Consider the following 20791-nt stretch of genomic DNA (forward strand, 5'->3'; position numbering starts at 1 on the left):
GATCAACGCCCCAGTCACGGTCGTCCAAGCCAAGTTCCGCATCGTCTTCTTCCTTTTATGAGATTTGCCCCAGCTCCACCGGCCGCGGCGGCCCCTGTTCAAGCGGCGGTGGGGAGGGCAGCGTCGATGGCGTCGCCAAGGCGTTCGACGACCGTGTCGACCGTCATCGCGTCGATGATGAAGGGCGGGGCCAGCAGAACATGGTCGCCTCGGGCGCCATCAATTGTGCCGCCGGCCGGGTAGACCGCGAGCCCCCGTTCCATCGCGGCGCGCTTGACCCGCGCATTAAGCTTCAGGTCGGGATCGAACGGCTCCTTGGTGCTGCGGTCCGCCACCAGTTCCACGCCAACGAACAACCCGCGACCGCGAATGTCACCGACGTGCGGGTGATTGCCGAAACGTTCAGTCAGCCGCCGCCGCAGATGCGCGCCCATGACCTGAACGTTGTCGAGGAGCCGGTCGCGAGCGACTACCTCCTGCACTGCGAGAGCTGCCGCGCATGCCATCGGGTGGCAGATGTAGGTGTGGCCGTGCTGGAACGACCCCGAACCTGCAGCGAACGCCTCGAAGATACGACCACTCAGCAGGGTCGCACCAATTGGCTGGTAGCCCCCGCCTAAGCCTTTGGCGATCGTCATTAGGTCGGGCGCGACGCCATCCTGTTCGCAAGCGTGGAGCGTGCCGGTGCGACCCATGCCGCACATCACCTCGTCGAGGATCAGTAGAATGCCGTAACGATCGCAAATCGCACGGATCTGCTTGAAATAATCAGCCACGGGCGGCACGGCGCCTGCGGTTGCACCCACAACCGGCTCGGCTACGAAGGCCATCACTGTCTCTGGGCCGAGCTCGAGGATTTTATCCTCCAGCGCTCCAGCGGCGCGTGCCGCGTAGGCGTCGTCGCTCTCGCTCACTTCCTGGTACCGGTAGGCGAAGCAGGGGTCGATGTGATGGGTTTCAACCAGCAGCGGCGCGAACGGAGCACGGCGCCACGCATTACCACCTGTAGCCAAGGCACCGAGGGTGTTGCCGTGATAGCTTTGGCGGCGGGCGATGATCCGGCTGCGGTTTGGCTGGCCGATCTCTACGAAGTACTGGCGCGCCATCTTTAGCGCGGCCTCGACAGCCTCCGAGCCGCCAGAGTTGAAATAAACGTGGCTGATACCGTCGGGCGCGCCTGTGACTAGGCGGTCGGCCAAAGCCTCAGCCGCATCGCTGGTGAAGAAGCTGGTGTGGGCGTAGGCGAGCTTGTCGGCTTGGGCATGGAGCGCTGCAACCACGTCGGGATGGCCATGGCCCAGGCAAGACACCGCGGCCCCACCGGAAGCGTCGATGTAGGAGCGGCCATCTGCGTCGTAGAGTTCGACGCCGCCGCCCCCGACAGCGGTCGGCAGCCGAGCGCCGATTGTGCGATGCAGGATGTGCGTCATACGTCTTCGTCCTTCAAAGTTGTTGCGAGCTTAAAGAGCGCGTTGTTTTCGGCTGCCGACCACCGATGGACGTCGGCGGTGTTTGGGACCGGTCCGGCGAACAAGCCGTCCGGTATCGAGCCCGGAAGCCGCGGAGGCAGGCGCTTGGCTTGCAGCAGCAACCAGGTCAGAGGGACCTACCGTCGAGGCTGTATTGGTTTCTCCGACATGATCGCCCTCATCCCGTTTGAGCGCCTTAGCGGTCTATGCTCCTGCCGAGCCGGGCGCAGTTGCTCGCCGAGGCACTCGGCATCCGAGATGATCTCATTGTTTCATCGTGTACCAATATGATCCATGCGTTGCAACATCATCTTTCAAAGGGTAAGGGGTTAGTATGAGCCAGGAGGCGCTTAGGGACAGGATCGTCGCCGACTACGGCGCGCTCTCGGAGCAGTTCCGAGTCGCGGCTCAGTACGTCTTGGACCACCCCAGCGACGTCGCGCTCCTGACGATGCGCGAACAGGCGCGGCGGGCAGGCGTCCAACCAGCCACGATGACACGCTTCGCGAAGCATCTCGGTCTGGATGGGTACGACCGTATCCGTGAGGCCCATGCTGAGACTCTGCGGACGGGTGGTTCTGGTTTCGCCGGCAAGGCGCGTGCCGTCGGACCGGGCCAGAAAGGCGCGAAATCCCTTGCCGCTGCCATGATCGCATCGCTCGCCGCGCAGGTCGCGAGCCTAGCGAAACCGGAGACGCTCGCGAGCTTGGTCGCTGCGGCGGAACTGCTGGCGGGTGCGAGGCGGGTCTACTGCGTCAGCCTGCGCTCGATGCATCCGATCGCTTGGCATTTCCACTACATCATGACGCTCGTCGGGGAGCGCAGCATCCTGCTCGATGGCCCGGGGGGGACGGGGCCTGACGCGTTGGGGCGGGCCACGGCGGACGATGTGCTGCTGGCCGCGACGGCGCTCCCATACACGCGTGCGACGGTCGAACTGGCGGAACACGCTGCCTCGCGCGGCATCCCGGTCGTAGCCATCACAGACAGCATCGTATCGCCTCTCGCCCGCCTCGCTCGGTACGTCGTCACAGCGCCGACCGAAAGCCCCGCGCCGTTCCACGCGATGTCGCCGGCCTTCGTGGTCGCCGAGATCCTCGCCGCTCTCGTGTCTGAAGCGGACGGCGAGGAGACGGTGGCCGCGCTCCAGCGGACCGACGGACATCTCGCGAGCCTCGGCATCCACCTGCAGCCGCGATCCGCTGGTCGACGGCCACGCTTGGGGGCGAGAGCCAAGACGAGCATGGCCGAAGCGACACCAGATGGGTCTAGAGGGGAAATCGAGCATGCGAGAAGCGGGATTTATAGGACTGGGCCAGATGGGCCGGCCGATGGCGATGAACCTGCTGCGAGTCCCGGGCGGCCTCGTCGTCGGCGCGCGGAAACCTGAGCAGCTCGCCGAGTTCGAGCGCTGGGGAGCCCGGACGACCACGCGCCTCTCCGACGTGGCCGAGGCGCACGTAATCTTTCTGTGCCTTCCAGACGGGGATGCGGTTGAAGCTGTCCTATTCGGCCCCGACGGCCTGGCCGAGCGGCTGAGGCCAGACACCGTCATCGTTGACACCAGCACGATCGCCTACGCGCAGGCCCTCGAACTCGCCGGAAGGCTCGCTAACCTGCGCGTCCATTTCCTCGATGCTCCCGTGTCCGGGATGGCGGCGCGGGCCGCCGATGGAACGTTGACGGTGATGTGCGGGGGCGATCCCAACGTGTTCGAGTCGGTCCGAAAACATCTCGACTTGATCGGGAACAAAATTGTCTACGCTGGGCCGAGCGGTAGCGGCCAACTCATCAAGCTCATAAATCAGCTGTTGTTCGATATCAACGCTGCTGCGCTCGCTGAGATCTTGCCGATGTCCGCGAAGCTAGGTCTCAATTCTGACCTGGTGGCGGAGGTCGTTAACTCCGGTACGGGCCGGAGCCACGCGTCCGAATTCTTCATTCCGCGCATACTTCAGGGGCACTTCTTCGACGGCTACTCGATGGCACACGCCTACAAGGACCTGGTGAGCGGTGCAGGCATCTCGGCAAACCTGTGTGTGCCAATGCCCGTCCTCGCTGCGGCTACTGCGACTTATCAGGCCGCGCTGCTTAGCGGTCACGGCGACAAGGACAAGGGCGGGATGGTCCGCGTCTTTGAGGATCTCCTCGACGTTCGCTACCGCAGCCACCCCGCCTGCCCCTGACCCTGATTAAGGATCGAGGTACCCAGATGACCGATGAACCGCATGGCCTCGACCGGGGCCTAACCAATTACGGCGACCGCGACTTCGCCCGCTACCTGCGCCGCTCCTTCGCCCGCTCAATGGGGATCTCGCGGACGCTGCTTGACAAGCCGGTGGTCGGCATCGCCATGACGCCGTCCGGGTTCAACAACTGTCATCGCGGCATGCCCGAGCTGGTGGAGGCCGTCTCGCGGGGGGTGCTGGCCGCTGGGGCCCTGCCGCGGCCATTCCCAACCGTGTCGCTGGGCGAAGTTTTCCTTAGTCCGACCAGTATGATGTACCGCAACCTGATGGCCATGGACACGGAGGAGATGATCCAGGCCCAGCCGATGGATGCGGTCGTGCTGATCGGCGGCTGTGACAAGACGGTCCCGGCCCAGCTCATGGGCGCGGCCTCTGCGGGTCTGCCGGCGATCCAGGTCGTGACCGGCCCGATGTCCACCGGACGCCATCGGGGCCAGCGGCTCGGCGCCTGCACGGATTGCCGGGGCTTCTGGGCCAAGTACCGGGCCGGGACAGTGGATGCAGACGAGATCGCCGAAGTCGAAGGCCGGCTCTCCGTCACGGCCGGCACCTGTGCGGTGATGGGCACCGCCTCGACCATGGCGTGCATCGCCGAGGCGCTCGGCATGTCGTTGCCGGGCACGGCCGCGATCCCGGCGGTGCATTCCGACCGGCTGGTCGCCGCCGAAGAGACGGGACGGGCCGCGGTGCGCCTGATCCAGACCAAGATCACCCCAGCCCAGGTCATCACCCGGGAATCCGTGGAGAACGCGATCCGGGCCCTGATGGCGGTGTCCGGATCTACCAACGCCATCGTGCACCTCACGGCCATCGCGGGTCGGCTAGGCATTCGGATCTCATACGAGCGCTTCAACCAGATCTCGGACGAGACGCCGGTGCTGGTCGACCTGAAGCCGGTGGGCGAGGGCTACATGGAGGATTTCCATGCCGCCGGCGGCATGGGTGCGCTGCTGCGTGAACTGCGCCCGCTCCTGCATCTCGGCACCGTCGATGTGGAGGGCCGTACCCTGGCCGAACGCCTGGATGAGCCGCCCGGCTGGGTCGACCGCTCGGTTATCCGGGCCTTCGACAATCCGGTCTCGCCGGTCGGCGGGCTGGTGGCGCTCACCGGCAACCTCGCCCCCGAGGGGGCGATTTTTAAGCGCGCTGCCGCGACGCCGAACCTTTTCGAGTCCGAGGGGCGTGCGGTGGTTTTCACCGGCCTCGAGGACCTGAGCCGGCGGATCGACGATCCCGAGCTCGACGTGGGCCCAGGCGACGTACTGGTGCTGCAGAATGCCGGCCCGCACGCTGCCGGGATGCCGGAGGCCGGCTATCTGCCCATTCCGAAGAAACTCGCCCGGGCGGGGGTGAAGGACATGGTGCGCATTTCCGACGCGCGAATGTCCGGCACCGCCTTCGGGTCGATCGTTCTGCACATCGCCCCCGAAGCCGCGATCGGCGGCCCGCTCGCGGCGGTGCGCGACGGCGACAGGATCCGCCTATCGATCCGGGACAAGCGGATCGACCTGCTGGTCGAGAATGATGAGATTGCTCGTCGGATCACGGACCACCGACCGCCGCCGGCCCCGACCCGGGGCTACAAGGCGCTCTACCGCCGCACCGTCACTCAGGCTCCTGAGGGCTGCGACTTCGATTTCCTCATAGGTAAAAGCGCACCGAGCGGTGGGTAAAGCTTCGCATATCAAGCTAAGCCCCTCCACAGTGCTTGGTTGTGACGTACGTCGTTCCGATAGGGCCTGCTCCTGTGGGACGGTCTACAATCTCGGCCGAGCCGTTCCAAAAGGTGTCTGCGAAGTTTGGAACGCCAAAAAGACCGACATTTTAGATCCGTGTGGAACGCCGCTGTGCAGTGCCTTTGATCAGGATCGGTCGCGGCGGGGCATCAGGTTGCCTGCAAGCGGACCTTCCGAACTTCAGAGAAGGGTCGACACCGGACGGATGATTACCTGGACCTGAATGTCCGCTGCCAGGCGGTGGGTTGATGTCTGCTCATGGCGCGAAGCCGCGGTCTGGAATGGCAGGGTTTGGCCGTAAACGGTATGTCCGCTTTGAATAATAACTGCCGCCAGAGCGGACATCGAAGAGGGCACGACGCTAATGCTGCTGAGCCGTCCTCGCCTTTCTCAGGCTGAGAGTCCCTTCAGCCTTTCAGCCAAACTCGCCGAGGCGAAGTCGCCGCGATTGAGGATCTGGCTCGCGCCGCGGAGCTTGCTTCGGTCGACCACAGAGAATTCTCGACCTGTCAGCACGATCACCGGGATATCAGAGCACCCGGGCAGTCCTCGTACGCCCTCGAGGAATCCGAAACCATCCATAACGGGCATGTTCAGGTCTACGATCACAACGTCCGGCCTGGTATCGCCCGCGAGTTGCAAGCCTTCCTCGCCGTTCGCGGCTTCCACGACCGACCAGCCGTCTTCCTCCAGGGTGGCGCGCATCGCCATCCGGGTTACGGCCTCGTCCTCAACAAGGAGCACGGTACCGCGCCGGTCCGTCTCCGCCAGCCTGAACTGGTTCACGATCTTGCCGAACCGCGACCAGTCGACCGGCTTCAGCATGTAGTCCGCGGCGCCGAGCGATGCCGCGAGATTGCGCTGGTCGACGGACGTCACCATCACGACCGGGATCGGCGCCAGCATCTCGTCGGCTTTGATCTGGCTCAGCACCGACCATCCGTCCACGCCTGGCATCATCACGTCCAACAGTATGGCCCGAGGCCGCAGCCTTCGGGCCAAATCGAGCCCACTCCTACCGTTCGTGGCTGTCCGTACTCGGAAGCCCTCGCGATGAAGAAACCGCGTGGTGAGCGCGAGTTGATCCGTATCGTCGTCGATGACCAAGATGAGATCGCCTCCCACTTCATCGTCAGCGATGACGTCCGGATCGGGCGAGTTTTGCTCGTCGACCGCGGGGACGTAGGTCGCTGGCACGGTGAAGGTAAAGTTGCTGCCCTGGCCGGGGACGCTGGACACCGTGATCGTCCCCGCGAGCATGTCGGCAAAAGAACGTGTCAGTGAAAGGCCGAGCCCGGTCCCGCCAAAATTGCGTGTTGTCGAGGCATCGGCCTGCTCGAAACGCCGGAACAAGCGCGACACTTGCTCGGCTGTCATCCCTATTCCAGTATCCGAGACTGAGAACGAAAGCCTGTCGCCACCCGGAACGTCGGTGATGCGCGCGACAACAAGCGTGATGGTCCCGCTTTCCGTGAACTTGGCTGCGTTGCTCAGGAAATTGAACAGCACCTGCCGCGTCTTGGTCAGGTCGGAATGCATCCGGCCCAACTCGGGCGCGAGCTGCATCTCCAGTGTGTTGCCCTTTTTGCCGACCAGCGTTGCAACGGAACTCGCCACGTCACGCAGCATGTCTCCCACCGCGAAATCCTCGGCGTAGACATCCATCTTGCCGCTCTCAACCTTGGAGAGGTCCAGTACGTCGTTGATGAGTCCGAGCAGGTGACGGGCGTTGCGCTCGACCTTGCTAATGTCAGCTACAAGGTCCGACGCATCGCAGCCGTCCGCGATCTCCTCCCCCATCATCTCGCTGTAGCCGATGATGGCGGAAAGCGGGGTGCGGAGTTCGTGGCTCATATTCGCCAGGAAATCGCTCTTCGCAGTGTTAGCCTGCTCGGCCGCTTCCTTAGCAGCCTCCGCCGCAGCGTTGGCGCTGGTCAGCGCTGCCTCCCTTTCGACGAGGACGTGGTTCGCTCCGTTGAGCTGCTCCAGCGTGGCTTCGTTCTGCACGACGGAGCGGCGCAACGCATGGCAGATCCACACCATGGTCGCGCCTACCGTCACGTACTGACACAGCAGTGCGACGTCGACGCCGCCGAGTATCCCGTCGCGCGTATAGAACCACGCAGCGATCAAGGTGGACAACGACAGCGCCAGCGTCCCGGCCCCCCAGCCGAAAGCCAGGGTGACGACGAGGAGGACAGGAATGTACAGCAGAAACGGAGCGACATGGGCCGGAGCCAGGAACCGAACGAACGTCATGGTGCCGATCAACGACAGCGTGACACCGTAGTCGATTACCGACGAATGACGCCGGCGGGCGACCGTCCCGATCAATTTGTGCAAGCTGCTCATGGGTAGTGAGTGTCACGACCCGAGAGCTATGGAAAGCGAACGGTTCCCACACTGCCAGCCCCGGAACGGAACGAACGTCGTGGCCAGTTGTCCGGTGCGGTGATCATGCTCGGGCATGCGGGCCAACCGCGTTAAGTGCGAAGGAACTGGCTGGGTCTGGCCGATAGCACCTGGTTCGCTTTAATTTTAATGAAGCAATTGAGCGAACGCTGGTTTGCTCAAATACGATAATATCTTAACGAACTGATAGCTAATAGGCGTACATCACTTTAAGATCGGCATTGAAAGAGCGGATATCAATGATTTCGACTGATTAAATGGAGTAAAAGCTCTGACTGACCAGATCATCCGATCGCAAGACACCGGTCATGCTCATTTTGATCTAGGGGTCATCACCTTCCCACGACCTTCAAAGATCTCCGCCTAACGGTATGCTACGCTTTCAGGGCTAAATTCACTCACGCCGAGCCGTGCGCCTGGGCTGTCGACCAACCGGAGTCACGCGGAAGGCGGGATATGGATATAGCACACGTTCACGGCGAAGCGGTTCCTTTCCGTCTCGAACAGTGCGAGATCTCCCAATCCCTTTTTTGTGCTTGCGGCCGCATCGATGGTCCACACTGGCTACAATCCTGCCCTCGTCGCCCTCTCGATCGCCATCGCGGTCTTCGCCGCCTACACCGCGCTCGATCTCGGAGCTCGCGTCAGGGGGGCCCCAACCGGCTTGCGGTTAGCGTGGATCGCCGGGGCGGCGTTGACCATGGGGGGCGGCATCTGGTCGATGCACTTCGTTGGCATGCTTGCCTTCGAGATGGGTCTGCCAGCCGCCTACGACCTCGGCCTCACTCTACTCTCACTCTTGGTTGCCGTCGGCGCCACCGGCGCCGCTTTCGCTTGGGTCAACCGGACCGGAGGGCTCCGGCGGGACATCCTGATCAGCGGGCCGCTGATGGGCCTTGGCGTCGCTGGGATGCACTACACCGGCATGGCGGCGATGCGGGTGCCAGGCAACCTCGCCTATAGCCCGACCATCGTCGTTCTGTCCGTCGTGATTGCGGTGACGGCGGCGACGACCGCTTTATGGCTGACGTTCCGGCAGCACGGCCTCGGGCAGAAACTAGCGGCCGCTTGCTTCATGGGTCTGGCCGTGGCCGGCATGCACTACACCGGCATGGCCGCAGCCACCTTTACCGCCGAAGAAGCAGGTGCCCATCACGCACATGCCGCAATCCTAGATCCCAGTCAGCAATCCCTCGCCTTGTACGTCGCCGGCGCGACCTTCCTGATCCTGTTCCTCGCCATGCTGGCCTCGTCCGTCGATCAGCAGCGGGTTCAGCGCGACCTACGGGCGAGCGAGGCGCGCTTCCGCGCCGCGGTCCAAGCCGTGCGTGGCGTGCTTTGGACCAACAACGCCGAGGGCCGGATGGTCGGCGAGCAGCCCGGCTGGTCGGCGCTGACCGGGCAGGCCCGCGCAGAGTATGAAGGGTTTGGCTGGGCCGAGGCCGTCCATCCAGATGACGCGCCTGCCACGATCGCTGCATGGCAGGCGAATCTCGCCCGACAAGGCACCTTTGTCCATGAGCACCGTGTGCGGGACGTGGACGGGAGCTGGCGCCACTGCGCGATCAGGGCAGTGCCGGTGCGGGATGCGCGCGGAGTCATCCGCGAATGGGTCGGCGTTCACACCGACATCACGGAGCAGCGCGAGGCGGAGGCCGAGCTGCGGGAGTCAAACGAAGAACTCCAGCGGTATGCGTATATCGTCAGCCACGACCTGCGGTCCCCGCTGGTCAACGTCATGGGCTTCACCAGCGAGTTAGAGGCGACGCGCGAGGACGTGCGCGCCGCGCTCGATTCTCATCCGCATGCATCCCGAATCGACGCAGATCTCGGCGAGGCACTCGGTTTCATCAAGGCTGCCGTCAATCGGATGGAGGGCCTGATCGCCGCCATCCTAAAACTCTCGCGCGAGGGCCGGCGCACTTTCAGCGTGGAACCCCTCGACACGACCGCCCTGATCCAGAGCATCGCCGACGCGCAGCGACACCAGACTGAGGCGGCCGGCGCGATGGTGACCGTCGCGCCGGATCTGCCACGGATCATGGCTGATCGACTGGCGGTCGAGCAGGTGTTCGGCAACCTCATCGATAACGCGGTAAAGTACCTCGACCCTGCGCGGCCCGGATTGATCGAGGTGACGGCCCGGTCGCTGGGCGAACGCCGAGTCCGCTTCGCCGTCACTGACAACGGGCGTGGCATCGCCGAGCGCGACCACGCCCGCGTGTTCGAACTGTTCCGGCGCTCGGGCGTGCAGGACCGTCCGGGCGAGGGGATCGGGCTCGCCCACGTCAAGGCCCTGGTGCGCTCGCTCGGCGGCCGCATCGACGTCGCCTCCGAACTCGGCCGCGGCACTACCTTCAGCGTGACGCTGCCTCGGACGGCGGCTACAGCAAAGCCCATCGACGGCGAAGCAATGCGGCTGGCCGCGGAATGACCTGGGAGCCCGCCGTGCACTCTGTCAGCATCGTGATGATTGAGGACGACGAAGGCCACGCCCGGCTGATCGAGCGCAATATCCGCCGTGCCGGTGTCAACAACGAGATCGTGCCATTCCGTGACGGAACGTCGGCACTGGCATACCTGTTCGGACCGGACGGCTCGGGCGAGGCGAGCGCGCGGCGCCATCTGCTGATCCTCCTCGACCTCAATCTGCCAGACATGACCGGCATCGACATTCTGGAAAAGGTGAAGGCCAACCCGCACACCAAGCGCTCGCCCGTCGTGATACTCACGACCACAGACGACAGTCGCGAGGTCCAGCGCTGCTACGACCTCGGCGCCAACGTCTACATCACTAAGCCAGTCAATTACGAAGGCTTCGCCAACGCAATCCGGCAGCTCGGCCTGTTCTTCTCGGTGATGCAGGTGCCCGAGAACCCATGAAGCCCCTGACCGACGGCCCGACCGTGGACGCGGTGTCCGCACGCATCCTGTACATCGACGACGATCCCGGCCTCGGGCGGCTGGTGCAGCGCTCGCTCACCGCACGCGGCCATACCGTCGAGCTCCTAGCCGACGGCGAGTCGGGCTTGATGCGGCTGACCCAGGGCGGCATCGACTTGGTGGCCCTCGACCATCACATGCCGGGGCAAAGTGGTCTCGACCTTTTGCCCAAGATCCGCGCGTTGCCGAACCCGCCGCCCGTCATCTACGTCACCGGCTCGGAGGACAGTCGAGTTGCCGTGGCGGCGCTGAAAGCCGGGGCCGTCGACTACGTGTGGAAGGACGTTCAGGGCCAGTTCCGCGAACTGCTGGGGGAGGCTGTCGACACGGCGCTACGGCAGGAAGAACTCCGGCGCGCCAAGGAGCGGGCAGAAGCCGCCGTGCGCGAGGCGCGCGATCGAGCGGAGATGCTCCTGCGGGAGGTCAATCATCGCGTTGCGAACTCGCTCGCGCTTGTTGCGGCGCTCACGCATATGCAGACCGCCGCCGTGTCGGACCCGGCGGCCAAGGCTGCACTGCTGGAGATGCAGGCACGCATCTCGGCCATCGCCGGGATTCATCGGCGGCTCTACACCTCGGACGACGTCGAGGCGGTTGAACTCGACGCCTACCTCGCGAGCTTGGTCGAAGAATTACAAGTCTCGATGCGAGCGAGCGGCCGCGATCACGCGATTCGGCTCAGCGCTGAGCCGGTGCGGCTTGCCACCGACAAGGCCGTTTCCCTGGGGGTGGTAGTCACGGAGTTGGTGACGAACGCATACAAGTACGCTTACCCGCCGGAGATCCGCGGAGAGATCCGCGTAGCTATCGGGCGGGCGGACGCGGGTGGCTTGATGCTAATTGTCGAGGACGACGGGGTGGGCTGGAGCGGCGAGGGCAAACCTCGCGGGACGGGCCTCGGTTCGCGCATCGTCCGCGCGATGGCGACCAACCTGCACTCTGCCCTGATCTACGGAACGGGCACGGGTGGGACGCGGGCCATACTTTCTTTCCAGGTTTAAGGTTGGCCTCATCGGAACGAATGGGCGACAAGTCGGCCAGGGTCGATGCCCCCCGGCCGGATCTGGCCGAAGGCTGTCTGTTTGGTTTCTGGCAATCAGCGGCGCGAAGCAGAAACGGTGGATTGCTCTTGCTCTCAGCGCTGCGGCTTCAAAATGGTGGTGTCACGCAGCAGGAGCTTGGAAACGCTACGAAGCACGTGCTCCATCCGCTTAAGCGCCAGCGCTACAAGCGTGCCGACCGCCCGACAAAGAGGACAAGCCCCACTGAGATGAGCCAAAAGGGCCTCCAGCAGGGCAGCAAGCGGCACGATGCCGGCGCCAGGCTGACGCAGAGGAGCCACGCCGCCATGGCCATCGTGCCCGTACTTAATAATGCAAGGACAGCACAGCTTAATCCCGCAGACCAGCAACCACGCTCATCGATCATTTTGATCGGTTCACGCCACCGTGAACACAGCGGCGCCTCATTCTGACGCCCAAGAGAACCCGGGCGCTCCCGCGTGACGCGCGATCGGAGCGCGTCCAGCCGATGCAGGTTCGGTCATCACCTCGACTGCGGGCTACGGATTAAACTGAGGCGGTGGTGATGCTGTTCATCTGGTCGGGCTGGGGGATCGTGGTCATCCCTGTCGTGATCGGCACGGCGGTTGCGGTCGGGGCGCTGGGCGGCTTGGCGCTTCGGGCCCTCGGTCACCCCGAACTCATTTTTCTCGCCATCAGCCTCGGTTTGTTCGCGGCCGCAGCCGCCAATTGGATCGTCGGCCGACGCCTGAACGGTCGTCCGCCGCGCGAACTCATCGACCCGGCCACGAACCGGCGCGTTCTTCTCCGCCGTCGTCACGCGCTGTTCTGGGTGCCGGTACAGTACTGGTCGGTGCCAGTTGCGCTCGCCGCGCTCGTCCCGCTGCTCGCCCTGCGCAATCTCTGACTTTCACGACCCCAACAAGCCCAATAGTCGAGGAGATGAGCATGCCGCGTGGCAGCTGTCAGCGTTCGGGAAAACGTCGCCGGCTCTTCGTAGCCTGTCTCGCCACTGTGCTGGTTGCGCCCGCCGGGGCCGTGACACCGGTGACGCCTGTAGGTGTCGAGAGCTGTGACGCCTTCCTAGACGCATACGCGCAGTGTGCAGCAAGCCCAGGCGTGCCGGAGGCCGTGCGCCCCAACATCCGTCAGGGTATCGGCACGCTGCGGGAGAGCTTCCGCGATGCCATCAGCCGCAATGCGTCCGCCCAACCGACCGTCGCCCAGCAGTGCGCCCAGGCCCACGAGGCCGTGCGCAAGAGCATGGTCGACGCCTTCAGGTGCGACTTCCCCGCCCCGCCGCCAGCCTCACAGGCGCTGCTGCAGGCCGCGCCTCCGGCCACTGCCACGCAGGCCAATGCCCGCGCGGAGGCCCGGGTCGCGCCACCCCCGCCGAGCCGCGAAGCGCAGGAGGTCGCGAAGGCGAACGCCTACACCGAGGTGCAGAACCACCTCGTGCGTTCCCACCCGCTGGAACGGCAACTCGCCGAGTACCGACGCGACAACGAACGCGTGCTCAAGCTCGGCACGAAGCTGGGCGCCAACGCGTGGTACCATTTCGGCATCGTCGACTTCGACGGGGTGATCGACGAGTTGGAGAAGGCGGCAGCTCTGCCCGGGACCATTCCCGAGATCAACCCGCAAGCCACGCGGCTGCTCACAGCCTTGCGCGAGCTTAACCCGACGCTCAAGGCGCTGACCCGCTACCAGACCACGCGGGAATTCAAAGAGGACGGGTACAAGTTTGCCCGCGAGCAGCATCCGATCCTCGTGTCCAAGGTCGAAGCAGCCGCGAAGGCGATGGACGCCTACGGCACCAGCCTGTTCGAGCGCGAACTCGCCCGGGACGAGCGCCGGATGGCGACGCTGCCGGAGGACACCCCAGCACGCCGGCTGCTCGCGACCAGTTTGGCGCTACGTCGGGCGGTGCAGCGCTTCGAGGCGCTCGGGCCGAAGGCCGATACCGCCCCGTTCCTCACCGCCCTGGGCGACGTGTCGAGCGCCAACAGACAGCTCGGGGCGACCTTCGACGGCATGAACCCCAAAGCGAATTCGTCGTGCACCGGCTACGCGGACACGGTGGCGAGCGTGATCGGCCACGGCCGCGACGTCGTGCGGGACATCAAGGCGAAGGCTGACCCGAGCCAGCCGGCGCGGCTGTTCAACGACGCCTACAACCGCTCGGTGCGCGATCTCGAATCCTGCCAGCGGTACGAGAGTCGGGCGCGGCCCAGCTGACGGACCGCCAGGACTGCGAAGGCCGGCTTCCATAGACAGTCGAATGCCGAGGGGCAGATGATCGTGCCGCTTCATCAGGACCGCCGCGGCAGTCGCCGGCTTCCTCCCGCCGTCTGGCTCGTCGCCTGGGTCGTCGGCGTTCCGGCATTGCTCGGCGGGCTCGGGGTTTGGGAGGTCGAGCGCGGGCTAGCGAGCGCCGAGAGCTATACGCGCCGCCGAGTTGAGCTGCCGGTCTCCGTCATCCAGCTGCGGCTGCTGGCGGCGACAGATCCCTACGCCTCGGTCCGGTTCGAGGGTGCACGAACCGCCTACGGCGCGGCGCTCGCGGCCGAAAAGGCCGAGGAGGCGCTGGCCGCGGTCACACGCGATCTGCCGCTCGCTCGGGCCCGCGCGTGGGTGCCGTACGCGACGCCCGCCGGCGCGATACTCGCGCTGCTGGCCGGTCTCGTCGCGCTGGCCGGAGGCGGCGCCGCGGGCTTGTGGGCGCGGCGCTCGCGCGACGCACTGCTGACGAGTTTCGGTCTCGTGCGCCTTGTGCTGCCGGTGCTGCTTGGCCTGCAGATTGTGGGCCTGAGCCTTGCGGTGCTCGCGGCCGCGCTGTTCGAGGCCACCGGGCTGTGGTTCACCCAGCGGTTCTCGGCTGGTGAGGCCAAGCTGCTGCTCGGCGCCCTCGTCATCGCGGCCCTGGCGGCCTGGGCCGCGGTCGCGGCAGTGCGCGGCCTGCGCGGGGTGTTCGCGCTGTTCACCCCCGAGCCCATCGACGTGCGCGGTCGCGCCCTCGATGAGGCTGAGGCACCAGGTCTGTGGCGGCTCGTACGCGAGCTCGCCGGTCGCGGGGACGCGCTCGCCCCCGACGCGGTGGTCATCGGCTTGACCGGGGGCTTCTTCGTCACAGAGGGCGCCGTGCGCCTGAGCCCGGACGGGCGGACGCTGACGGGGCGCACGCTGTACCTGCCCGCTCCCTATCTCGGCGTTCTCGACGGGCGCGAGCTCTCCGCGGTGATCGGGCACGAGCACGCGCACTTCGCCGGCGAAGACACGGCCTACAGTCGGCGCTTCACCCCGATCTACGCCGGTCTGCATCGCGCGCTGACCGCGCTGGGCAATACCGGCCCCGGGGATCTGCTCACCCGCCCCGCCGCCTATGTCGGCCATCGCAGCCTCGGCACCTTCGACGCGGCGGTGGCGCGTTGGAGCCGGGCGCGCGAGTTCGAGGCCGACCGGCGCGGCGCCCTCGTCTCCGGCGCACCGCCCGCAGCCTCCGCCCTGCTGCGCGTCGGTGTTCTCGGGCAGGTGGTGAGCGAGACGCTCCGATCCGCCTTCGACGCGCCCAACGTGGCCCCCGACGACCTCGTCGCGGGCGTCCTCGACGCGATCCCCGCCGTCGGCTTCCCCGACCCGGGGGCGCACCTCGACGAGCGGCAGGCGCATCCCACCGACACTCATCCGCCAGACCGGCAGCGTATCGCGGCGCTCCGCGTGCCGCTCGACGCCGCGCTGTTCGCCCGTGCCGCTCGGCCGCTCACCATGGGCGACCGTGCCTGGCCGGCCGCCCTGATCGCGGACTGGTCCGGCCTGTGCCGCGAACTCAGCAACGACTTCCTCACCGGAGCACGGGAGCACCAGGTCGCCGAGCGAGCCTACTTGGATGCGGTCGCGGCGGCTGTGCCCGTCGAGGAGACGGTGGTGCATGAGAACGGCGCGCCGATGGTCTGGACGATGGGCGTCCTAGCGCTCCTCTTCGCCGGCGCCGGCGCTGCCTTGCTTATGTACCCCCGCGCCCTTGGCGTCGCGCACGATGCGCTGGCGCAGCAGATCCTCGCCGCCGCTGCCGCGGCGGGTGTCGCCTGGGCAGGGATCTACGCCGGTCTCGTGCATCGACGCGGCCGGACGCCGCTGTTGGTGCTGACGCCGGACGTGCTGCGCTCGCCGCTACTCGACGGTGCGGTCGCGTGGCAGGATGTGGCGGACTTCCAGGTCACGCACGGCAAGCGGCTCACCCTGACGCTTGCGCTCACGCCGGACGCCACATTGCCGAGGACCAAGCGCCTGTTCTCGCAGGCCGGAGTGAGCCGACGGCGACGTCACATCAGCGTGCAGTCTCTGGGCGCGCGCGGCCTCAAGCCCGACGCCTTCGCTGCGCTGATCGGACGCTACCTCGCGGCCTCTCGTGCTCGCGTGCACCTGTCAGCGGCGCATACAGGGATCTGAACGCTCGGCCACCGGCAAACGTCTTTCCAAACGCTGGTTCAACGCCGCTTGTGGCTCGTCGCCCTATTCTTCGCGGCATTCCTGATCGGGCTAAGCTGGCTCGTCGTCGGCGACCTGCCCAAGGTCGAACACCACTACGTCTTGGAGCAGATCCTCGACTGCGAGCCGGCCCGAGAGGATCCGCTCCTCGTCGCCCGCACCGAGCGCCTTGATGCGTTGAAGGCGGTCGAGGAGCGGATCGAGGCGCTCAACCGCACTGCTTTCGAGCTCAACCTGCGAGAGGCCGCCTTGGCGATCGTCGACGCCGAGCTTCGTGCGGTGGCGTAGAGCCAACTCGAAGCAGCAGAGCGTGGACAGGAGTTGCGCGTGTTCGGCTAGCTGCCGCTGCTCGGCACCCGGTAGGCGGTCTCGATCATCCGGAGCAGATCCTCGCGGCCTCGGTTGTCCTCCGCTGCTACGTCCGCTTCTGGGTTCAACCAATGACGTGCCCGATGGCTGATATGGGCGCCAAGCCGAACGACCGGTTTTGCACGCATCGGTGATCCGGCAGGGCGAAGTCTGGCCGAAAGCGGCCCGACCGCTTCGGTGGGGGTTCGCGAGCAAAGCGGACGAGCTTTCATAAACCTTGCTCGGGCATCTCACTTCAAATTGCAGACCCGCCGCACAGACACACTGATCTCACAGCGAAAGATCAAGCAAGCGCCCTTCGAATAGGCGGTCCCGTGATGTGCGGATATGTGCGGCCATAGAATTGCGCGCCGCCTCAGCCTCACCATTCTGGATCGCATGGAAAATGGCTTCATGCTCTTCGAACACGCTCTTCAGGCCGGAATTCGGTCCGAGCAAGGACAATCCGTGAATCTTCATGCCGACCGCGACGTGGGAGCGCAGCGCCTGAAGCGAGGCCGCATAATAATGATTGTTCGAGGCTTCCGCGATCGCGTGGTGGAAGGCAAAGTCGGCATCCTCGCGGTGCTGCTCCTGGCGCGTAGCCGTCGCGAGAAGGTCCAGGGCCGCCGCAATGCTGAGAAGCGCCGACTCGTCACGCCGTAGGGCGGCATGGAACGCGGCGTCCGGCTCGATGGTGAGCCGGAACTCGTAGCACCGCTGGATATCGGCGATGCTTTCCACCGGCGCGAACCCCAGTGTCTGCTTTGCTTCGCTCGCCTTGACGAAGCTGCCCGCCCCGCGCCGGGACACAATCGTTCCCTCACGCCGCAGCCGGTCGAGTGCAGAACGCACCACGGGGCGAGAGACCCCGAACTGGCCTGCGAGATCGTGCTCGCTCGGCAGGCGGTCGTTCGGCGCGTAGGTGCCGTCCGCTACCCTGGTAAGGATCGCCCGGTAGACGGTATCAACTAGGCTAGTCGGGCGAGGCGTCGGCGCCTCCGGTGATAGGGCCAAGGATGCTGTCACTGGCGTTCCGTTCCCGCACTGCTGCTTGGGCAGGGTATCGGTTCGAGAGAGCACCAACCTGACACATCTTGCTGCTCTCGTCACCCGACTTGTTAAAAAGATGTCAGATGCCTTGCTCTTCATCCCGGACGACCAACGATAGCCCTCTCCGCGCGAGCCGATCGTAAATCGGAAGATACCGCTGGAAACCTGTCTTGAATTGGGCGGCCAAGACCCCTTGACCTGTCGTGAGGAGGCAGGTAGTTGCATTACAACTTTATAACAAGTTGCTGCTGGGCTGGACCCTGCTTCTAGGGAGATCGCCATGAGTGATGCTCAAGGCTTCGTCGATCGCTTGGCCGCCATCGTCGGCCCCCGCAACGTGATGGGGCCGAAAGACGATCTTGCCCCCTACGTCACCGATTGGCGCGAACGTTATCACGGCCACGCCGACGCGGTGGTGAAGCCCGCCAACGTTTCCGAGGTGTCGCAGGTCGTCGCCCTGGCGCGTCGCGAGGGCGTCTCCATTGTCCCGCAGGGCGGCAATACCGGCCTGTGTGGCGGCGCCACCCCAGCGGCGCCCGGCCGCAACCTCGTGATCAGGCTGGACCGAATGCGGGCGATCCGCGCCGTCAGCCCGCTGGCCAACACCATCACTGTCGAGGCTGGTTGCGTTCTGGCCGATATCCAAGCCGCGGCCGAGGCGGCGGACCGGTTCTTCCCCCTGAGCCTCGGGGCCGAGGGGTCCTGCCAGATCGGCGGCAACATCGGCACCAACGCGGGTGGAACCGCCGTGTTGCGCTATGGCCCGACACGCGAACTCGTCCTCGGTATTGAGGCGGTGCTGCCCGATGGCCGGATCTTCGATGGTCTGCGCGCCCTGCGGAAGGACAACACCGGCTACGACCTGAAGCAGCTTTTCATCGGCGCCGAAGGCACCCTCGGCATCATCACGGGTGCGGTGCTGAAGCTTTTCGCCCGGCCACGGGTGTCGCTCACGGCGCTCGCGATGCTGCCTGGCGTCGAGCAGGCGCTGGAGGTGATGGGCCTGCTCCGCTCCCATGTCGGCGACCGGCTGGGTTCGCTGGAGATCATGAACCGAAGTCAGATCGAAGCGATCCGCGATCACGTGCCGGACACGGCGATCCCGTTCAGCCTCGATACGCCCTGGTATCTCATCATCGAACTGACCGACACGCTGGCCGGCACGGACCTCGCGACGCCCCTCGAAGCCGCCCTGGGCGAAGCCTTGGAGCGCGAACTGATCTCGGACGCGCTGATCGCGTCGAGCGAGGCTCAGGCCAAGGGCATCTGGAAGGTCCGCCACAGCGTCTCGGAGGGCAACAAGCGCTCCGGGCTGGTGGTCTCCCATGACAGTGCCGTCCCGCTCGACCGTCAAGCCGCATTCGCCGTGAATGTCGAGAACCGAATCCAGGAAGCGGTGCCGCACGCCCTCGTGGCGATGCACGGCCATATCGGGGACGGCAACATCCATGTCTGCGCCCTGATCGACCGGGCGCGGCTCACGGAGAGCGGCGAGGCTGAGCGGGTCGTCGCCCTCATCAACGGCATCGTCGATGACGAAACCCGTCTGCAGCGCGGCGCCATCAGTGCCGAACACGGGATCGGCCTGTCCAACCGTGGCCGGCTCGCTCGCGTGACCGCCCCCCTAGAACTCGACCTGATGCGGGCGATCAAGGGCGTGCTCGATCCTGCCGGCTTGATGAACCCGGGCAAGGTTTTGATGGACTGAACAACGATAAGAGGGAGGAATAAGCCGTGACGGGACAAACTACCTCAAAGCTGCCCAAACAACGCTGGACCATCGTTTTGATGTGCTTCCTGGCGGTGGCGATCAACTACGTCGACCGCGCCAACCTCGGCGTCGCCGTGCCGATGATCCAGAAAGAGTACGGCCTCGATCCGGCCCTGATGGGCCTGATCCTATCCGCGTTCTTCTGGTCCTACGTGCTGATGCAGCTTCCGGGTGGCTGGCTGATCGACAAATTCGGCTCGCGCCTGACCTACACCGTCGCCACGCTGATCATGTCGGTGGCGACCCTGGCGACGGCGTTCGCGGGCGGTGTGGCCTCGCTCATCGCCTGCCGTCTGGTGCTCGGGATCGGCGAGGCGTTCTGCTACCCGGTGAACGCCAAAGTGACCTCCCTGTGGTTCCGCCGCTCCGAGCGCGGGCTCGCCACAGGCATCTGGGCCTCGGGTTCGCGCGTCGGCTCAGCGATGACCCTGCCGCTTGTAGCCTTCATCATCGCCAATTTCGGCTGGCGCGAAGCCTTCCTCGTCACCGGCGCCATCGGCCTCGTGTGGATGGTGCTGTGGTACGTCCTCTACCGCGACCCGAAGAACCATTCCGCCGTCTCGGCAGAGCAGCTCGCCGTACTAGAAGCCGATTATGCGGTGAAGGCCGGCGCCAAGAAAATTGGCTACGCCGAACTGTTCCGCTACCGGACGATCTGGGGGATGATGATCGGGTTCTTCTGCCTGAACTTCGTCATCTACTTCTACACCACGTGGTTCCCCTCCTACCTCACGCAGTCCCGCGGCTTCTCCCTGGCAAAGCTCGGCACGCTAGGGCTAGTGCCCGGCCTCGTGGCGATCCCGGCCGGCTGGCTCGGCGGCTATCTCTCCGACCGCCTGTTCAAGGGTGGCTGGAGCCTCACCGCCGCCCGGAAGACCTGTCTCGTTGGCGGCCTGCTTGCTTCCTCCGTGGTGGCCCTCGCGCCACTGGTTCCGGGTGACGCGGCGGCGCTGACCCTGCTGGCGATCTCATATTCCGGCCTCGCCTTCGCCGGCGCCAACATCTGGACGCTGCCGGGCGATGTCGCCCCGACCCCGGCCCACGTCGCCTCGATCTCAGGCATCCAGAACTTCGCCTCGAACCTGGCAGGCATCGCCATCACCACCTTCACCGGCGTGATGGTCTCGATCACGCAGGGTTCGTTTGTAGTGCCGCTCGCTGTGGCCGGCACGCTCAGCATCGTCGGTGCCTGTTCCTACCTGTTCATCGTCGGCGAGATCGCGCCGCTGAAGAGCCGGGACGACGAGACCGACGCCCTCGCGGTCGGTGCCACCCCTTCCAAGGCATGAGGGAGGCTCCG

Annotated in this window: 15 protein-coding genes and 1 pseudogene; 13 read left to right on the plus strand and 3 right to left on the minus strand. The window is 65.5% G+C overall.

All coding sequences use genetic code 11. The features are described from left to right. Positions 1 to 98: 98 nt before the first annotated feature. A complete protein-coding gene (locus tag MKL09_RS27045; RefSeq protein WP_244025085.1) occupies positions 99 to 1430 on the minus strand; it encodes an aspartate aminotransferase family protein in 1332 nt (443 codons plus the stop codon). A gap of 373 nt (positions 1431 to 1803) precedes the next feature. Between MKL09_RS27045 and MKL09_RS27050 the strand changes: the two are divergent. The 3 genes and pseudogenes from MKL09_RS27050 to MKL09_RS27060 form a co-directional block, all read left to right on the plus strand. Then, positions 1804 to 2685: pseudogene (locus tag MKL09_RS27050) on the plus strand (MurR/RpiR family transcriptional regulator); the annotation flags it as partial. Positions 2686 to 2800: 115 nt separating this feature from the next. Continuing rightward, entirely contained in the window at positions 2801 to 3655 is an 855-nt protein-coding gene (locus tag MKL09_RS27055) for an NAD(P)-dependent oxidoreductase (RefSeq protein WP_244025086.1), read from the plus strand. Positions 3656 to 3681: 26 nt separating this feature from the next. Beyond that, the gene (locus MKL09_RS27060) at positions 3682 to 5391 is read left to right on the plus strand and encodes an IlvD/Edd family dehydratase (protein ID WP_244025087.1); all 1710 of its coding nucleotides are present in this window, start codon (positions 3682 to 3684) and stop codon (positions 5389 to 5391) included. A gap of 453 nt (positions 5392 to 5844) precedes the next feature. On the opposite strand, the gene MKL09_RS27065 is transcribed toward MKL09_RS27060, so the two are convergent. Next, positions 5845 to 7806 (minus strand): response regulator, encoded by a 1962-nt coding sequence (locus tag MKL09_RS27065; RefSeq protein WP_244025088.1) that lies wholly within the window; start codon positions 7804 to 7806, stop codon positions 5845 to 5847. 610 nt (positions 7807 to 8416) lie between these two features. On the opposite strand from MKL09_RS27065, the gene MKL09_RS27070 reads away from it, so the two are divergent. The 8 genes from MKL09_RS27070 to MKL09_RS27105 all read left to right on the plus strand — a co-directional run bounded on the left by MKL09_RS27070 (position 8417) and on the right by MKL09_RS27105 (position 16607). Beyond that, positions 8417 to 10300, plus strand: a complete 1884-nt coding sequence (locus tag MKL09_RS27070; RefSeq protein WP_244025089.1) for an MHYT domain-containing protein — start codon at positions 8417 to 8419, stop codon at positions 10298 to 10300. Beyond that, positions 10297 to 10749 (plus strand): response regulator, encoded by a 453-nt coding sequence (locus tag MKL09_RS27075; protein WP_244025090.1) that lies wholly within the window; start codon positions 10297 to 10299, stop codon positions 10747 to 10749. Before MKL09_RS27070 ends, MKL09_RS27075 begins: the two co-directional genes overlap by 4 nt. Continuing rightward, positions 10746 to 11810, plus strand: a complete 1065-nt coding sequence (locus MKL09_RS27080) for a response regulator (RefSeq protein ID WP_244025091.1) — start codon at positions 10746 to 10748, stop codon at positions 11808 to 11810. Before MKL09_RS27075 ends, MKL09_RS27080 begins: the two co-directional genes overlap by 4 nt. Positions 11811 to 11830: 20 nt before the next feature. Further along, complete coding sequence (locus tag MKL09_RS27085) at positions 11831 to 12283, plus strand: hypothetical protein (RefSeq protein WP_244025092.1); 453 nt, start codon at positions 11831 to 11833, stop codon at positions 12281 to 12283. A gap of 113 nt (positions 12284 to 12396) precedes the next feature. Continuing rightward, the gene (locus MKL09_RS27090) at positions 12397 to 12738 is read left to right on the plus strand and encodes a hypothetical protein (protein WP_244025093.1); all 342 of its coding nucleotides are present in this window, start codon (positions 12397 to 12399) and stop codon (positions 12736 to 12738) included. A gap of 41 nt (positions 12739 to 12779) precedes the next feature. Further along, complete coding sequence (locus MKL09_RS27095) at positions 12780 to 14069, plus strand: DUF3829 domain-containing protein (RefSeq protein WP_244025094.1); 1290 nt, start codon at positions 12780 to 12782, stop codon at positions 14067 to 14069. 57 nt (positions 14070 to 14126) lie between these two features. Continuing rightward, a complete protein-coding gene (locus tag MKL09_RS27100; RefSeq protein WP_244025095.1) occupies positions 14127 to 16280 on the plus strand; it encodes a M48 family metallopeptidase in 2154 nt (717 codons plus the stop codon). A gap of 48 nt (positions 16281 to 16328) precedes the next feature. Next, the gene (locus MKL09_RS27105; protein ID WP_244025096.1) at positions 16329 to 16607 is read left to right on the plus strand and encodes a hypothetical protein; all 279 of its coding nucleotides are present in this window, start codon (positions 16329 to 16331) and stop codon (positions 16605 to 16607) included. 351 nt (positions 16608 to 16958) lie between these two features. Here the strand turns inward: MKL09_RS27105 and MKL09_RS27110 are convergent, their stop codons facing one another. Further along, positions 16959 to 17684, minus strand: coding sequence for a FadR/GntR family transcriptional regulator (locus tag MKL09_RS27110; RefSeq protein WP_244025097.1), 726 nt, complete (start codon positions 17682 to 17684; stop codon positions 16959 to 16961). A 316-nt stretch (positions 17685 to 18000) separates the two neighbouring features. Between MKL09_RS27110 and MKL09_RS27115 the strand changes: the two genes are divergently transcribed. Further along, positions 18001 to 19428: an FAD-binding oxidoreductase gene (locus tag MKL09_RS27115; RefSeq protein WP_244025098.1), complete on the plus strand. Its 1428-nt coding sequence runs from the start codon at positions 18001 to 18003 to the stop codon at positions 19426 to 19428. 26 nt (positions 19429 to 19454) lie between these two features. Further along, a complete protein-coding gene (locus tag MKL09_RS27120) occupies positions 19455 to 20780 on the plus strand; it encodes an MFS transporter (RefSeq protein ID WP_244025099.1) in 1326 nt (441 codons plus the stop codon). Positions 20781 to 20791 lie beyond the last annotated feature (11 nt).

This window comes from Methylobacterium sp. J-048 (assembly GCF_022829515.1).
Classification (GTDB): domain Bacteria; phylum Pseudomonadota; class Alphaproteobacteria; order Rhizobiales; family Beijerinckiaceae; genus Methylobacterium.

Bases quoted from the DNA above. Each gene is read 5' to 3' on its own strand.
- MKL09_RS27100 (WP_244025095.1), top strand. From the start codon at position 14,127: ATGATCGTGCCGCTTCATCAGGACCGCCGCGGCAGTCGCCGGCTTCCT.
- MKL09_RS27055 (WP_244025086.1), top strand. From the start codon at position 2,801: ATGGCGATGAACCTGCTGCGAGTCCCGGGCGGCCTCGTCGTCGGCGCG.
- MKL09_RS27075 (WP_244025090.1), top strand. From the start codon at position 10,297: ATGACCTGGGAGCCCGCCGTGCACTCTGTCAGCATCGTGATGATTGAG.
- MKL09_RS27045 (WP_244025085.1), bottom strand. From the start codon at position 1,430: ATGACGCACATCCTGCATCGCACAATCGGCGCTCGGCTGCCGACCGCT.
- MKL09_RS27060 (WP_244025087.1), top strand. From the start codon at position 3,682: ATGACCGATGAACCGCATGGCCTCGACCGGGGCCTAACCAATTACGGC.
- MKL09_RS27095 (WP_244025094.1), top strand. From the start codon at position 12,780: ATGCCGCGTGGCAGCTGTCAGCGTTCGGGAAAACGTCGCCGGCTCTTC.
- MKL09_RS27085 (WP_244025092.1), top strand. From the start codon at position 11,831: ATGGGCGACAAGTCGGCCAGGGTCGATGCCCCCCGGCCGGATCTGGCC.
- MKL09_RS27065 (WP_244025088.1), bottom strand. From the start codon at position 7,806: ATGAGCAGCTTGCACAAATTGATCGGGACGGTCGCCCGCCGGCGTCAT.
- MKL09_RS27090 (WP_244025093.1), top strand. From the start codon at position 12,397: ATGCTGTTCATCTGGTCGGGCTGGGGGATCGTGGTCATCCCTGTCGTG.
- MKL09_RS27080 (WP_244025091.1), top strand. From the start codon at position 10,746: ATGAAGCCCCTGACCGACGGCCCGACCGTGGACGCGGTGTCCGCACGC.
- MKL09_RS27115 (WP_244025098.1), top strand. From the start codon at position 18,001: ATGAGTGATGCTCAAGGCTTCGTCGATCGCTTGGCCGCCATCGTCGGC.
- MKL09_RS27070 (WP_244025089.1), top strand. From the start codon at position 8,417: ATGGTCCACACTGGCTACAATCCTGCCCTCGTCGCCCTCTCGATCGCC.